The sequence below is a fragment of the Polynucleobacter sphagniphilus genome (assembly GCF_001953355.1).
Classification (GTDB): domain Bacteria; phylum Pseudomonadota; class Gammaproteobacteria; order Burkholderiales; family Burkholderiaceae; genus Polynucleobacter; species Polynucleobacter sphagniphilus.
The window spans coordinates 256,083-269,624 of the sequence record NZ_MPIY01000003.1 but is presented as its reverse complement, the minus strand read 5'-3'; the positions used below and the strand labels follow the sequence as shown (position 1 = coordinate 269,624).

The window sequence follows — 13,542 nt, the reverse complement described above, 5'->3', positions numbered from 1 at the left end:
TCCGCTACTTTGCGGGAGCTGATGAGGGGTCATAAATCTTTTCTAAATAGGAAGCAATGCTGGGTGCCTGACCAAAGCAACTCCTTACTATTTCAGGATTAGAGTACCAGGTCTCGGTAGCTTTTGCTTCATCTATAAATGATTTCATCACAATCGCAATATCGACATTATCTAGACCCGCAACTTTTAACTTATCAAAACCTGAAGAGCAGGCTCGCGCTAAATCAGAGCCATCAGAACGCCCAATTTTTTGCAGCAGACTGGGTGATGAGTTATTCAAAATCTGCATAAAGTTCTGAGTAGACTCCGGCGCCAAGTGATTTAAAACATGCTGCGAGGATAGATTCTCCCGATTGACTAAATCATCGATATCTACCATGGTGGGATAAAACAAGGTTCTTGAGAATTGAAAACTAAGCTTCACGGTAAACAGTAATTGCTTATCCGCCTTTGGATCCTTTTGTAATTTTTCAATCTCTTTATCGGTAATCTTATTAATATCTTGATCGGTTTTATACACAGGGATCTCTACAGATTGAATACCTTGACGTAGCTCAGGCCAACTAAATGAGATTGGAACCTTTGCATCAATCATGCCCTGCAGCAAAGTATTTGCCTTGGTTTGGGTATCAGAAACCACCGAACTGCCCACAGCAGTTGATACACCCCCAATAGCTGCAGCAGAGCCACCAGTAGCCACGATAGCTGCCGCCCCTAATAAGAATTTAGCCGAACCAACATAGTCTTGATTGGAATCATTAGAACTCTTCACATTGAGCACCAAAGAAAGCTTGCCTGGACTCAATATGGAATAAGAAGCCATATTGGTCATCGGCACGACTTGTAATGGGGTTGTACTCAAAGATGCACACTGAGAGCCATTCTCACGCCCGTCAAATGTCGCAATCGGAACTTCTAGTTTGTCTAATTTATTTTTGAAGCCATAGCTCGTAATGGATAAAACCAATTGTGTTTTGTCAGATCCCCAAAAGCGATGGCTAGACATTTGCGTGCAAGCACTCGTTGGGATCACTTCAGATGTAATCGTGACATAACCATCATTTCCTCTACCATCATGCAACCAATCTGGCGGATCGCTCTTACCAAAAGAAGGATTCACATCTGGGAAGAAAAATGGTGCTGCAACAGAAGGGGCTGGCGCAAGTAATATGGCCATAATCCCCAAAAGGCTGAGGACTGAATTCGTGAACCTATTTATTTGCATGTCTTATTTTAAGAGTATTGCTACTTTTTGTTAAAAAGCAATGCAAAAGAATGAAGTCAAGAACAAACCCCTGTAAGCACAAGGCTAAGAGGGGTTTATTTGATTAGTTGTTAACTAATACCTTTAGGTGTCCCTTAGAACGGAATGTCGTCATCCATTGCGCCTAGCGATGCTGCGCTTGAAGATGCGGCTGGAGCGGACTGCTCTACAGAACGTGGGCGACTATAACCTTCACCACCACCTTCACTACCGCCTACTGGCTTACCGCCAAGCATTTGCATTGTTTCTGCAACGATCTCAGTGGAATATTTTTCTTGACCGCTTGCATCAGTCCATTTGCGCGTACGCAAACGACCTTCAACATAAACCTGTGAACCTTTTTTGAGGTATTGCCCAGCAATCTCAGCAAGCTTGCCAAAGAATGCAACGCGGTGCCATTCTGTGGTTTCTTTCATCTCACCTGACTGTTTGTCTTTGTAGCGATCTGAAGTTGCTACTGAGATGTTTGTAACGGCGTCGCCGCTTGGCATATAACGTGTCTCTGGGTCGCGCCCTACGTTACCTACGATGATGACCTTATTTACCGAAGCCATGTTGTCTCCCGAAGAAAATGATGATGTGAATAAATCGATTAAAAAAATATAAAGCAGCTACGGATGGGTCTATGCTTTTGCAGCGCTTGCATCTACCACTTTTGCTGGCAAATCCTGCATAGACCAGGCAATTATAAGCCAGCACAAAAGCAGTACTGCGCCCATGACAAAGACGGATAACTGGCCATGGCTATCCATTAACCAACCCCCAATCACAGCCCCTGAAAAGAGGCCAATCGATTGCGTGGTGTTGTAAACCCCCAAAGCGGTACCCTTAGACTCTTTGGCAAAACGAGATACCAATGAAGGCTGCAAAGCTTCCAGCAAGTTAAATCCGACAAAGTAAATTAACAAGCCAACCGCGATAGCCATTACAGAGCCAGCCTGGGTAAACGCGCATTCTGCAATGAAAAGTAAAATAATCGCAATCAAGAGCACATTGCGCAGTTTTTGTTTCTTCTCACCCATGATCAATACGGGTGCCATCAAGCAGAATGAGAGTAGTACTACTGGCAAATAAATCTCCCAATGGGAACTTAAAGGTAAGCCTGCTTGTACCAATAAACGAGGTACCACTAAAAACATAGCCACTTGGGTGGCATGCAAAACAAAGACGCCGGCATTCAGACGCATTAATTCCGGGCGTAAAAAGACTTCTTTTAAAGATGCTTGCGCCGCTTTGAGCTCGGGTTTGTTATTGGGTAGAACAAAATAGGTCACCCCCATCGCCAAGACTCCAAGAATCGCCAAAATGATGAAAATTCCACCCATCCCAATCATGCGATAGATTGGCGCAGCAATCACCAAGGAAAGAGCAAAGGAGAGGGCAATACTACCGCCCACCAAAGCCATGGCTCGGGTGCGCACTTGCTCACGGGTTAAGTCTGCGACCCAGGCCGATATAGCCGCAGAAATAGCACCTGCACCCATCACACCCCGCCCAATCGCAATCCAGATGAGATCATCACGGGCTGCGCATATCAGGGCACCAGCCACAAAGAGAGAAAGACCCCAGAAAACTACAGGTTTTCGTCCTATGCGGTCAGAAAGCCTCCCCAAGGGGATATACAAACAAGCCTGAACAATATTGAATATGCCCAGAGTGAGCCCCACCCAAAGGGCGTGCTCCCCGCCCGGTAAGCCGCGCGCATAGACGCTAAAGACCGGTAAAAGCAAGAAAAGACCTAGCATGCGAAGGCCAAAGATGCCCGCTAAGGCGAGAGTTGAGCGAAGTTCAGAAGGATTCATAGGAAAGAGCTATATTAACAAGTTACGCTAAAAAATCATGAATAACGAAATTAAAATCCGCGGTGCACGTACGCACAACCTCAAAAATATCAATCTAGATATCCCTAGAGAGAAATTGGTCGTCTTGACCGGCTTATCTGGCTCAGGAAAAAGCTCCCTTGCTTTCGATACTTTGTATGCAGAAGGTCAAAGACGCTATGTTGAGTCCCTCTCTGCTTATGCCCGTCAATTTCTCCAGCTCATGGAAAAACCAGATGTGGATGTGATTGAAGGATTGTCGCCTGCCATTTCGATTGAGCAAAAAGCCACAAGTCACAACCCCCGATCGACTGTGGGTACTGTGACTGAAATTCATGATTACTTGCGCTTATTATTCGCACGTGCTGGCACACCTCATTGCCCCGAACACAATCTGCCTTTAGAGGCGCAAAGCGTCTCACAAATGGTCGACACTGTCTTGGCCATGCCAGAAGAAACGAAGTTGATGATCTTGGCCCCCGTAGTGAGCGAGCGTAAGGGTGAATTCGTTGACCTTTTCCAAGATCTGCAGGCACAAGGCTTTGTTCGTTTCCGTGTTCGCTCTGGTGGCGGCACAACGAATACTGCCAAAGCGGAAATCTTTGAAGTTGACAAACTACCTAGCCTGAAGAAAAACGACAAGCACTCCATTGAAGTAGTGGTTGATCGTATTAAAGTGCGTCCCGATATTCAACAACGTGTTGCGGAATCATTTGAAACTGCCTTACGCCTTGCTGAAGGCAAAGCAATGGTGGTCAATATGGACACTGGTGAAGAGATCATTTTCTCGAGTAAATTTGCTTGCCCAGTTTGCTCTTATTCACTACAAGAATTAGAGCCTCGCCTCTTCTCCTTCAACAACCCTATGGGCGCTTGCCCTTCATGCGATGGCCTAGGTCATCAATCGTTCTTTGATCCAAAGCGGATCGTGGCACATCCTGATTTATCACTCGCATCGGGTGCGATCAAAGGCTGGGATCGCCGTAATCAGTTTTACTTCAAGCTATTGCAGACATTAGCAAAACACGGTGGGTTTGATGTTGAAAAGCCATTTGAGACCCTCAGCAAAAAACAGCAAGATCTGATTTTGCTGGGCTCGGGTGATATCGAGATTCCCTTTGAATACATCAACGAACGCGGCAAAATGAGCGTTCGCCAGCATCCTTTTGAAGGCATTGTTGCGAACTTTGAGCGACGCTATCGCGAGACTGATTCAGTGACCGTACGCGAAGAATTAGCGCGCTATCAAAATATGCAGGTGTGTCGTGATTGTGGCGGCAGTCGCCTGCGCAAAGAGGCGCGCTTTGTGAAGGTGGGTGATGGCAAGCAATCGCGCGCCATTTATGAAATCAGCGCCCTACCACTCAAAGAAGCCAAAGAGTATTTTGAGGCACTGCAGCTCAAAGGCGCCAAGCGTGAAATCGCTGACAAAATCGTTAAAGAAATTGGCGCACGCTTGCGCTTCTTAAATGATGTAGGTCTGGACTATCTCTCACTAGAGCGCAGTGCCGATACCCTCTCAGGCGGTGAAGCGCAGCGTATTCGTTTGGCTTCTCAAATTGGCTCTGGCTTGACCGGGGTAATGTATGTGCTAGATGAACCCTCTATTGGACTACACCAACGCGATAATGATCGCCTCATTGGCACCCTCAAGCACCTGCGTGATTTAGGTAACAGCGTACTGGTAGTAGAACATGATGAAGACATGATTCGTGCTTCAGACTATGTCATCGACATTGGCCCTGGAGCGGGTGTCCATGGTGGCGAAGTAGTGGCGCAAGGAACTCCAGCAGAGGTAGAAGCGAACCCTAAATCTCTGACCGGCGCATATTTATCCGGGCGTGAATGTATTGCGGTTCCTGAAAAACGCATTCCAGTAAATGATCGCTTTCTAGAAATCATTGGCGCTCGCGGCAATAACTTGCAATCCGTCCACGCCAAAATTCCAGTTGGGCTATTAACCTGCGTGACTGGTGTATCAGGCTCAGGAAAATCTACTTTAATTAACGATACTTTGCATCATGCTGTTGCTCAGCATATTTATGGATCGGTTGCCGAACCAGCCGCGCATGATGCCATCAAAGGATTAGAGCATTTCGATAAAGTCATTAGTGTCGATCAATCACCTATCGGCAGAACCCCGCGTTCTAACCCCGCTACCTATACCGGCTTGTTTACGCCCATCCGTGAATTATTTGCCGGCGTTCCTGCATCGCGTGAGCGTGGCTATGAAGCGGGTCGCTTCTCTTTCAACGTCAAGGGCGGTCGTTGTGATGCCTGCGAAGGGGATGGCGTACTCAAAGTAGAAATGCATTTCCTGCCAGACGTTTATGTACCTTGTGATGTCTGTCATGGCAAACGCTATAACCGTGAGACTTTAGACATTCGCTACAAAGGTAAAAATATTCATGAAGTGCTAGCAATGACCATCGAGCAAGCCCATGAGTTTTTTGAAGCAGTGCCAATTGTTAAGCGTAAGCTCAAAACCCTGCTCGATGTTGGCTTGGGTTATGTCAAGCTCGGACAAAGCGCTACCACCCTGTCTGGCGGTGAAGCCCAGCGAGTCAAACTCTCGCTTGAATTATCTAAACGTGATACCGGTAGAACTTTGTACATTTTGGACGAACCGACTACTGGTCTGCACTTTCATGATATTCAATTGCTACTCACTGTTCTGCAGACACTTAAAAAACAAGGCAATACCATTGTGATCATTGAACACAATTTGGATGTGATCAAAACTGCAGATTGGATTATTGATCTAGGGCCTAAAGGGGGTGCTGGTGGTGGGCAAATTATCGCTACCGGGACGCCTGAGGATGTCGCTAAAAATGAAGCCAGCTTTACCGGCCACTATTTAGCCCCGCTACTTACCCGTAGAACAGCAGAAAGTAAGAAAAAGGCTAAGTAAACCGACGTTCTCAGAGCAATTTAGATTGCGCTAATTCAGTCGCTTCTGGATTGCCTGAGAGTACCAAGATATCGTTTGCTTGTAATCGCAAGTGGGGTGTGAGTTCGAGCTTAATGTAATCTCCGCCGCCCACTTTGCGCCTGACTGCTTGGATACTCACGCCATCGTTTTCCAAAGCAAGTTCTTCAAGAGTTTTGCCAATACTAATTGATTCAGGCAAGAGCGTTACCGAATGCAAACGCCAGGATTCATTAGAATCAAAGTCTTCTACTTCCGAGCCGCGGAAGTAGCCGCGCAATAAGCTGTAGCGTGCCTCGCGTGCATTAGAGACAATACGCACCACTTTGCGCATCGGCACGCCCATCATCAATAAGACATGCGAGGCCATCATTAAACTACCTTCAATCAATTCCGGCACAACCTCAGTGGCCCCCGCCGCCTGTAACTTTGCTAAATCGGCATCATCTTTGGTGCGCACCAAAACAGTCATGCCAGGACGTAAGCGTTCGACTTGATGCAAGACCTTAAAACTTGCAGGTGTATCAGCATAGGTAATCACAACCGCTTTTGCGCGTGATAAACCTGCAGCAATCAAATAATTCTCACGACTAGCATCCCCATACACCACGTTATCGCCAGCAGCAGCCGCTGTTTTTACACGATCCGGATCCATATCCAAGGCGATATAGGGTATTTTTTCTTGATCAAGCATGCGAGCCAAACTTTGCCCCGAGCGACCAAAACCGCAAATGACAACATGGTTTTCCGTGCGCACGCTCTTGGCTGCAACACGCGTTAATGCCAGTGATTGCAAGAGCCACTCATTACTAGAAAAGCGCATCGCAATCCGATCGCTATATTGGATTAAGAAAGGTGCGCCAAACATCGATAGCAACATGGCAGCCAATACCGCTTGACTTAAAGCTGGATCAATCAAATCTAAACCGTCGATTTGGTTGAGCAGCACAAATCCAAATTCGCCAGCTTGCGCTAAACAAAGTCCAGTGCGAATAGAGATGCCAGGAGTAGAGCCAAAAGCACGTGAAAGTAATGCAATAAGGCCAAATTTAAACAGCAAAGGTCCGATTAAAAGCAGTAGAACCAATATCCATTGCTGGGCAATCACATGAAAATCGAGCAACATCCCGATCGTAATAAAAAATAGGCCAAGCAGCACATCGCGAAATGGCTTTATATCTTCCTCAACTTGATGGCGATAGGGTGTCTCCGAGATGAGCATGCCCGCTAAAAAAGCACCCAAGGCCAAAGACAAACCAAAATGCTCTGTCAGTCCAGCCATGCCTAAAACGATTAATAACAAATTGAGCATGAATAGCTCTTGGGAGCGCAGCTTGGTCACTAAGCGGAACCAGCGACTCATGAGCGTTTGCCCAAGAACAAAAATCAACACCAGAGCGACCGAGATTTTGATTGCTGCAGCACTTAATGCAATGAATAAATCACCCGGGTTTTTGCCCAATGAAGGCAACAAGATCAATAGGAAAACAACCGCCAGATCTTGAAACAGCAAAATACCAATAATGTTGCGGCCATGGTCGGTTTCCAGCTCAGAACGATCGGCAATCAGTTTGGTCACAATGGCGGTGGAAGACATCGCTAAAGCGCCACCCAAGGCTATCGCAGCCTCCCAAGAAATCGGGTAAATCCAGTTCATGAGCAAGCTAGCTGGAACCGCTAGCAGCATAGTCAAAAGGACCTGACTGCCTCCCAGGCCAAATACGATAGAACGCATCGCTCTTAGCTTGTGCAGGTTAAATTCAAGTCCAATGGAAAACATCAAGAAAACGACCCCAAACTCCCCCAAATACTTCACAGTAGCCGAATCGTTAGCCAAACCCAGGGCGTTGGGGCCAATCAGCACCCCTATAGCCAAATAGCCCAAAATGGGGGGTAAACCAAAATAGCGGAAAATAACGACTCCAGCCACTCCGGAGGCTAACAAGATGAGAGTTAATTGAAGGGCTGACGGCATATACTTACTCGATGATAGCTAAGACTCGTGAACGAACCCTAAAGCTTGCACGCGATACCCTCACTATTGAGGCTAGCGCCCTGCAAACCATGCGCGATCGACTGGAAGGGCCCAATGCGGATGCCCTGGTTCTAGCCGTGGAACTGCTTCACGCCTGTAAAGGTCGCATCGTAGTTTCTGGAATCGGTAAATCTGGACATATTGCCCGTAAGATCGCTGCGACCTTTGCCTCCACTGGATCACCAGCCTTTTTTGTGCACCCGGCTGAAGCCAGCCATGGTGACTTAGGCATGGTCACTCGAGATGATGTATTTGTCGCCCTATCCAATTCCGGTGAGACCGATGAGCTCCTGACCATCGTACCTATCGTCAAACGCACGGGGGCTAAATTCATTGCGCTTACTGGCGCACCAAGATCTTCACTAGCCCAGCTAGCTGATGCCCATCTTGATACTAGCGTTGAAAAAGAGGCATGCCCCTTAAATTTGGCGCCCACCTCTAGCACTACGGCTGCCCTCGCTATGGGTGACGCTTTGGCGGTAGCCCTATTAGATGCTAGGGGCTTTCAAGCAGAAGATTTTCAGCGCTCCCATCCAGGTGGTCGCTTAGGACGCAAACAATTGATGCACGTGCGAAGTGTCATGCGCAGTTTTGAAGAAACGCCTAAGATCAATCTAGATACTACTTTGCAGGCGGCATTGTTGGAGATGACGGCTAAACGCATGGGCATGGTGGTTGCGCTAGATCCAAATAATCATGTTGCAGGTATTTTTACTGATGGTGATTTGCGTCGCCTACTAGAAAAAACGACCAATCTTGAGGGGCTCACCCTAAAAGCAGCCATAGCTTCTGCCCCCCACACCATTCCACCCGAACTCCTTGCAGAAGAAGCCATCGAAATGATGGAAAAACACCGTATCAACCATTTGGTGGTGACAGATGCAGCCGGAACCTTACTCGGCGCCCTCAATCTGCATGATTTATTTGCCGCCAAAGTAATTTAATTCGGCTTTCACATTCGAAATACAAACCATGCCTAGTGCTTTTCATACACACCAAACCAATCCATTGAGCAATTTCCCGCAAGCATGGGAGCGGGCAGGTCAAGTCAAACTCTTGGTGCTCGATGTGGATGGTGTCCTGACTAACGGACAAGTATTTTTAGATGGTGAGGGTAAAGAGGCTTTCAAAGCATTTGATATCCAAGATGGTTTAGGCATCAAACTCTTAGAGCAATGTGGCATTCCTACCGCCATCATTACGGGTCGCCAATCAAAAGCAGTGCTTGCCCGCTGCCAAGAATTAGGTATACAGCATGTTCATGTGGGGGTTGAAAATAAAGCAATTGCTCTAGACAAACTGCTCAGCGATTTATCCCTCAAGCGTTCAGACTGTGCTGTGATGGGAGATGACTGGCCTGACCTCAAAATGATGCAGCGAGCTGGTTTCATTATTTGCCCCGCCCAAGCTCACGAGGCAGTCAAAGCAGTTGCCCATCTAGTGACTACCCGAGCTGGCGGCAATAGTGCCGTTCGCGAAGTATGCGATCTGATACTTAAAGCGCAAAACCGCTACGAGAATTTGCTCAATCAGGCTCGTGCTTAAGGATGTATTGATGCCGACCAAGCAGGAAGCGTTCAAATCGAGCATGTTGCGTGGGCTATTGCGGCTACTGCCGCTGCTCATCATGGGAATCTTGACACTCCTGACTTTCTGGCTGGTTCAAAAAAGCACCCCACCAGAAAAATCGACCATTGAGCAGGTACGCTTACATGAGCCTGACTACACCATTACCAATGGGGCTTTATCTACTCTCAATGAGCTCGGCAATACAAAATACCGCATCTTAGGAAGCAAGGTGATTCACTATGATGATGATGCCACCATTGACATCACAACACCTCGCATGCGTTTATTTCAGGTAGAAAAACCGCCCGTTACTGTCAAAGCAGATAAAGGTCATTTGGATGGTGATCTGACTATTCTGGATCTATATGATCATGCGGAGATTTTGCGACCTCCCCAGGCGGCGACGGCGACACAACCAGCTCTGTTACGCTTGCTTGCGCAGTCCTCTTATTTCAAAGTATTGATTAACGATGACATCATCCAAACGGATAAGCCTATTACCTTAGAACAAGGGATGTCAGTGATCAATTCCACTGATGGCGGTACATTTAATAATGTTGAACAAAGTATGGTTCTCATTGGGCAAGTAAAAGGTCGTATCGAGCGTCTTCCACGAGGCACACCTTAATGAAGCTCAAACTAGCACTTCTACTTGCTATTGGATGGCATATCTGCATGCCTCATTACGCATTTGCTGAAAAAGCGGATCAAGATAAGCCCATTATTTTGGAAGCCGACCAAGTATCAGTCGATGACGTGAAGCAAATTTATGATCTAGATGGACAGATCCTGCTCATCAAAGGCAGCATTGTAGTCACCGGCGAACATGGCAATATTAAAGTAGATCCCGAAGGCTATGAGTTCATTGATGTGAAAGGTACCCCCGAAGCAATTGCCACCTTTAGGCAGCGCAAAGAAGGAATTGCCAATGAATTTATGCAGGGCCATGGTAATCAAGTGATTTATGACGCTAAAACAGAAATGCTCATCATCACTGGCAATGCCACCTTAAAGCGCTTGCTCAATATGCAAATGCTCGATCAATTAAAGGGTTGGAAAATTGAGTACGATGATGTGAAGCAGTACTATCACGTGATACCCCCTGCGGATGCCAAACCGGATGACTTGCCTTTAGCAAGAGCCATTCTTTCACCTAGACGAAAAGCCACATTAGAGAAATGACAGCGGATTTAGCAAGTAACCATCAACCTGCCACCCTGAACGCCCATCATCTTCAAAAGCGTTACGGCTCCAGAACGGTCGTACGCGATGTTTCAGTAGAAGTAAAGTGCGGCGAAGTTGTTGGCTTACTAGGTCCTAACGGTGCCGGTAAAACTACCTCGTTTTATATGATTGTGGGTCTTGTCCCTCTGGATGGTGGCAACATCATTCTTGATGGCGTCGATATCACCCACCTACCCATTCATGAGCGTGCCAGAATGGGTCTTTCATACTTACCTCAAGAAGCTTCCGTCTTTCGTAAGCTCAATGTCGCTGAAAATATTCAAGCAGTATTAGAGCTTCAAGTTCAAGGTGGTAAGCGCCTCACTAAGGCAGAAATGAATCATCGCTTAGATGAGCTTTTGGGTGAACTGCAAATTACGCACTTACGTAACAATCCAGCCCTCTCTCTTTCAGGCGGTGAGCGGCGCCGTGTTGAAATTGCTAGGGCACTCGCATCTCAACCTAAATTTATCCTGCTGGATGAACCCTTTGCTGGTGTCGACCCCATTGCAGTAGGTGAGATTCAGAGAATCGTACGCTTTCTACGTGATCGCCAAATTGGCGTTCTCATTACCGATCACAATGTACGAGAAACCCTCGGTATTTGCGACCATGCCTACATCATTAGCGAGGGTAGCGTTCTAGCTGAGGGCAAGCCCGATGAAATTATTGAAAATGATGCTGTGCGTAGAGTGTATTTAGGCGAAAACTTCAGGATGTAGCCCCAAGGCTCTTTTTCTGCCTTAAAAATAAATCAGCAACCCCTCTTGGATTTCAGTCAAATCGCTGATACGCTGGAGGTTCGTAAGATAAAAGTACAAAAATTGTTCATTTAAATTACAGGGGTATGTTGCGCGCCCCAGTAGTACTTTGCGCACTGATCTATCAAAGGAGCTGCTGATGAATTTAAAAATTAATAGCCGACATGTAGAAGTTACACCCGCTATGCGCACTCATTTGGAGGCTGGATTATCCAAAATTCGTAAGCACTTTGACCATGTTATAGATGCCTCCGCCATTTTGATCGTCGATAACGCCAAAGAAAAAGATTTACGGCAAGGCGCTGAAATTACCCTTCACCTTAAAGGTAAAGAACTTTTCGCCGAAGCCCATCATGCAGACCTCTATCACGCGATGGATGCCGTAGTAGATAAACTCGAGCGTCAAGTTGCAAAACATAAAGAAAAAATCCAAGATCACCATCACGAAAAGCATTTCGAGTAAGTGAAGGGTCAGGACACCTATAATCAATTCACATGAATGCCCTGACAGATCTTTTTACCCTGGACCGCATTGCATTAGATAACCCTGCAAAAAGCAGGGCTGATGCATTCGCGGCAGCCGGGAACCTTTTTGCCAAAGAAGGCAGTATTGATGCTGCTGCTGTAGTTGGCTTTTTAAACGCGCGCGAGGATTTGGGCTCTACTGCCCTTGGTGCTGGTGTTGCAATTCCCCATGGGCGCGTCAAAGGCTTAAAGCATCCCGTTGCCGCCTTTATCAAACTAGCGCAAGCAATTGAATTTGCTGCACCGGATGGCGAGCCAGTTTCAGTGTTGATTTTCCTCTTGGTTCCAGAAAAGGCGACTCAGCAACACCTAGAGATTCTCTCTTCCATTGCGCAATTACTATCAGACCCGGGTGCGCGTAACACGCTGGCTTCCGAAAAAGAACGTACTAAGGTCTATGAACTTCTGCAGCAATGGAGCCCAAGTAAATGACCCAGCTGCTGCTTCTTGAGAGTGTGAATGCGCAACAGATCTTTGACGATAATGTCGCAGAATTAAAACTTTCATGGATTAGTGGTTTAGAAGGTGCAGATCGTACCTTTCCACCGGAGGCAGTTAAAGCAGCCGCAGCCAGCTCAGACTTGGTTGGACATTTAAACCTAATTCACCCCAGCCGTATTCAGATTTTCGGCGAACAAGAGGTTGACTACCATGCGGCACTTGATCCCAAACAAAAACAAGAGCAAATTTCCAGCTTAATTTCCAAGACACCGCCTTGCGTCATCGTGGCCGATGGCAGAGCAGCAGATCCAGATTTGCAGTTATTTTGCCAACGCTCTTCAACACCCTTGTTTATGACGACAGTTTCAGCAGCAACTGTCATTGACCACCTTCGCATCTATCTCACCAAAATTGGCGCACCCCAAACAACCATGCATGGTGTGTTTATGGATATCCTAGGTTTAGGCGTCTTAATTATGGGCGAGTCTGGTTTAGGTAAAAGTGAGTTGGGCCTCGAATTGATTTCCCGTGGTCATGGCTTGGTTGCAGATGATGCAGTCGATTTTGCAAGACTGGGTCCCGATTATCTAGAAGGGCGCTGTCCAGTGATTCTGCGCAATTTATTGGAAGTGCGTGGCTTAGGCTTATTAGACATTCGCACCATCTTTGGTGAAACTGCTGTACGCCGCAAATTGAAGTTACGCCTCATCGTTCAGTTAGTTCGTAGAAACGATGGTGAATTTGAAAGACTGCCATTAGAAGCTCAGCATATCGATATTCTGGGCGTCCCCATTCGTACTGTGAAAATTCAAGTGGCAGCGGGTCGAAACTTAGCGGTACTGGTTGAGGCTGCCGTTAGAAATACCATTTTGCAATTACGCGGCATTGATACGCTTAAAGAATTTATGGAGCGTCAGCGACAGCAGATGAATGCGGATGCCTATTCCAATAAAACCCAAGGTCGCCTGCTCTAA

13 protein-coding genes are annotated in these 13,542 nt (G+C 46.8%); 9 read left to right on the top strand and 4 right to left on the bottom strand.

Annotation, left to right across the window (positions count from 1 at the left end):
• Nucleotides 1–4 precede the first annotated feature (4 nt).
• From BOQ04_RS05035 to BOQ04_RS05025, 3 genes are all read right to left on the bottom strand, one after another.
• Nucleotides 5–1,177 (bottom strand): hypothetical protein, encoded by a 1,173-nt coding sequence (locus BOQ04_RS05035; protein WP_076023669.1) that lies wholly within the window; start codon nt 1,175–1,177, stop codon nt 5–7.
• 182 nt (nt 1,178–1,359) lie between these two features.
• Entirely contained in the window at nt 1,360–1,818 is a 459-nt protein-coding gene (gene ssb, locus BOQ04_RS05030; RefSeq protein ID WP_076023668.1) for a single-stranded DNA-binding protein, read from the bottom strand.
• Nucleotides 1,819–1,887: 69 nt separating this feature from the next.
• Nucleotides 1,888–3,066 (bottom strand): MFS transporter, encoded by a 1,179-nt coding sequence (locus tag BOQ04_RS05025; protein WP_076023667.1) that lies wholly within the window; start codon nt 3,064–3,066, stop codon nt 1,888–1,890.
• A gap of 37 nt (nt 3,067–3,103) precedes the next feature.
• Here BOQ04_RS05025 and uvrA point away from each other — a divergent pair, with 37 nt between their 5' ends.
• On the top strand, nt 3,104–5,995 hold the full coding sequence (gene uvrA / locus BOQ04_RS05020; protein ID WP_076023666.1) for an excinuclease ABC subunit UvrA: 2,892 nt from the start codon (nt 3,104–3,106) through the stop codon (nt 5,993–5,995).
• A gap of 10 nt (nt 5,996–6,005) precedes the next feature.
• On the opposite strand, the gene BOQ04_RS05015 is transcribed toward uvrA, so the two are convergent.
• Nucleotides 6,006–7,988 (bottom strand): monovalent cation:proton antiporter family protein, encoded by a 1,983-nt coding sequence (locus tag BOQ04_RS05015; RefSeq protein WP_076023665.1) that lies wholly within the window; start codon nt 7,986–7,988, stop codon nt 6,006–6,008.
• Between the two features lie 11 nt (nt 7,989–7,999).
• Between BOQ04_RS05015 and BOQ04_RS05010 the strand changes: the two genes are divergently transcribed.
• From BOQ04_RS05010 to hprK, 8 genes are all read left to right on the top strand, one after another.
• Complete coding sequence (locus BOQ04_RS05010) at nt 8,000–8,992, top strand: KpsF/GutQ family sugar-phosphate isomerase (protein WP_076023664.1); 993 nt, start codon at nt 8,000–8,002, stop codon at nt 8,990–8,992.
• A gap of 28 nt (nt 8,993–9,020) precedes the next feature.
• Complete coding sequence (locus BOQ04_RS05005; RefSeq protein ID WP_076023663.1) at nt 9,021–9,593, top strand: KdsC family phosphatase; 573 nt, start codon at nt 9,021–9,023, stop codon at nt 9,591–9,593.
• A gap of 10 nt (nt 9,594–9,603) precedes the next feature.
• On the top strand, nt 9,604–10,245 hold the full coding sequence (gene lptC, locus BOQ04_RS05000) for an LPS export ABC transporter periplasmic protein LptC (protein ID WP_076023662.1): 642 nt from the start codon (nt 9,604–9,606) through the stop codon (nt 10,243–10,245).
• Nucleotides 10,245–10,799, top strand: coding sequence for an LptA/OstA family protein (locus tag BOQ04_RS04995; RefSeq protein ID WP_076023661.1), 555 nt, complete (start codon nt 10,245–10,247; stop codon nt 10,797–10,799). The genes lptC and BOQ04_RS04995 overlap by 1 nt, the downstream gene beginning before the upstream one ends.
• Nucleotides 10,796–11,563: an LPS export ABC transporter ATP-binding protein gene (gene lptB / locus BOQ04_RS04990; RefSeq protein WP_076023660.1), complete on the top strand. Its 768-nt coding sequence runs from the start codon at nt 10,796–10,798 to the stop codon at nt 11,561–11,563. Before BOQ04_RS04995 ends, lptB begins: the two co-directional genes overlap by 4 nt.
• A gap of 178 nt (nt 11,564–11,741) precedes the next feature.
• Nucleotides 11,742–12,065 carry a ribosome hibernation-promoting factor, HPF/YfiA family gene (gene hpf / locus BOQ04_RS04985; protein WP_076023659.1) on the top strand — a complete coding sequence of 108 codons (324 nt, stop codon included), beginning with the start codon at nt 11,742–11,744 and terminating at the stop codon, nt 12,063–12,065.
• 32 nt (nt 12,066–12,097) lie between these two features.
• Nucleotides 12,098–12,559, top strand: a complete 462-nt coding sequence (locus BOQ04_RS04980; RefSeq protein WP_076023658.1) for a PTS sugar transporter subunit IIA — start codon at nt 12,098–12,100, stop codon at nt 12,557–12,559.
• A gap of 8 nt (nt 12,560–12,567) precedes the next feature.
• The gene (gene hprK, locus BOQ04_RS04975) at nt 12,568–13,542 is read left to right on the top strand and encodes an HPr(Ser) kinase/phosphatase (RefSeq protein ID WP_198929292.1); all 975 of its coding nucleotides are present in this window, start codon (nt 12,568–12,570) and stop codon (nt 13,540–13,542) included.

What these genes read in the sequence shown, in the direction of transcription:
- BOQ04_RS05035 (WP_076023669.1), bottom strand. Translation starts at nt 1,177, where the DNA reads ATGGCCATATTACTTGCGCCAGCCCCTTCTGTTGCAGCACCATTTTTC.
- ssb (WP_076023668.1), bottom strand. Translation starts at nt 1,818, where the DNA reads ATGGCTTCGGTAAATAAGGTCATCATCGTAGGTAACGTAGGGCGCGAC.
- BOQ04_RS05025 (WP_076023667.1), bottom strand. Translation starts at nt 3,066, where the DNA reads ATGAATCCTTCTGAACTTCGCTCAACTCTCGCCTTAGCGGGCATCTTT.
- uvrA (WP_076023666.1), top strand. Translation starts at nt 3,104, where the DNA reads ATGAATAACGAAATTAAAATCCGCGGTGCACGTACGCACAACCTCAAA.
- BOQ04_RS05015 (WP_076023665.1), bottom strand. Translation starts at nt 7,988, where the DNA reads ATGCCGTCAGCCCTTCAATTAACTCTCATCTTGTTAGCCTCCGGAGTG.
- BOQ04_RS05010 (WP_076023664.1), top strand. Translation starts at nt 8,000, where the DNA reads ATGATAGCTAAGACTCGTGAACGAACCCTAAAGCTTGCACGCGATACC.
- BOQ04_RS05005 (WP_076023663.1), top strand. Translation starts at nt 9,021, where the DNA reads ATGCCTAGTGCTTTTCATACACACCAAACCAATCCATTGAGCAATTTC.
- lptC (WP_076023662.1), top strand. Translation starts at nt 9,604, where the DNA reads ATGCCGACCAAGCAGGAAGCGTTCAAATCGAGCATGTTGCGTGGGCTA.
- BOQ04_RS04995 (WP_076023661.1), top strand. Translation starts at nt 10,245, where the DNA reads ATGAAGCTCAAACTAGCACTTCTACTTGCTATTGGATGGCATATCTGC.
- lptB (WP_076023660.1), top strand. Translation starts at nt 10,796, where the DNA reads ATGACAGCGGATTTAGCAAGTAACCATCAACCTGCCACCCTGAACGCC.
- hpf (WP_076023659.1), top strand. Translation starts at nt 11,742, where the DNA reads ATGAATTTAAAAATTAATAGCCGACATGTAGAAGTTACACCCGCTATG.
- BOQ04_RS04980 (WP_076023658.1), top strand. Translation starts at nt 12,098, where the DNA reads ATGAATGCCCTGACAGATCTTTTTACCCTGGACCGCATTGCATTAGAT.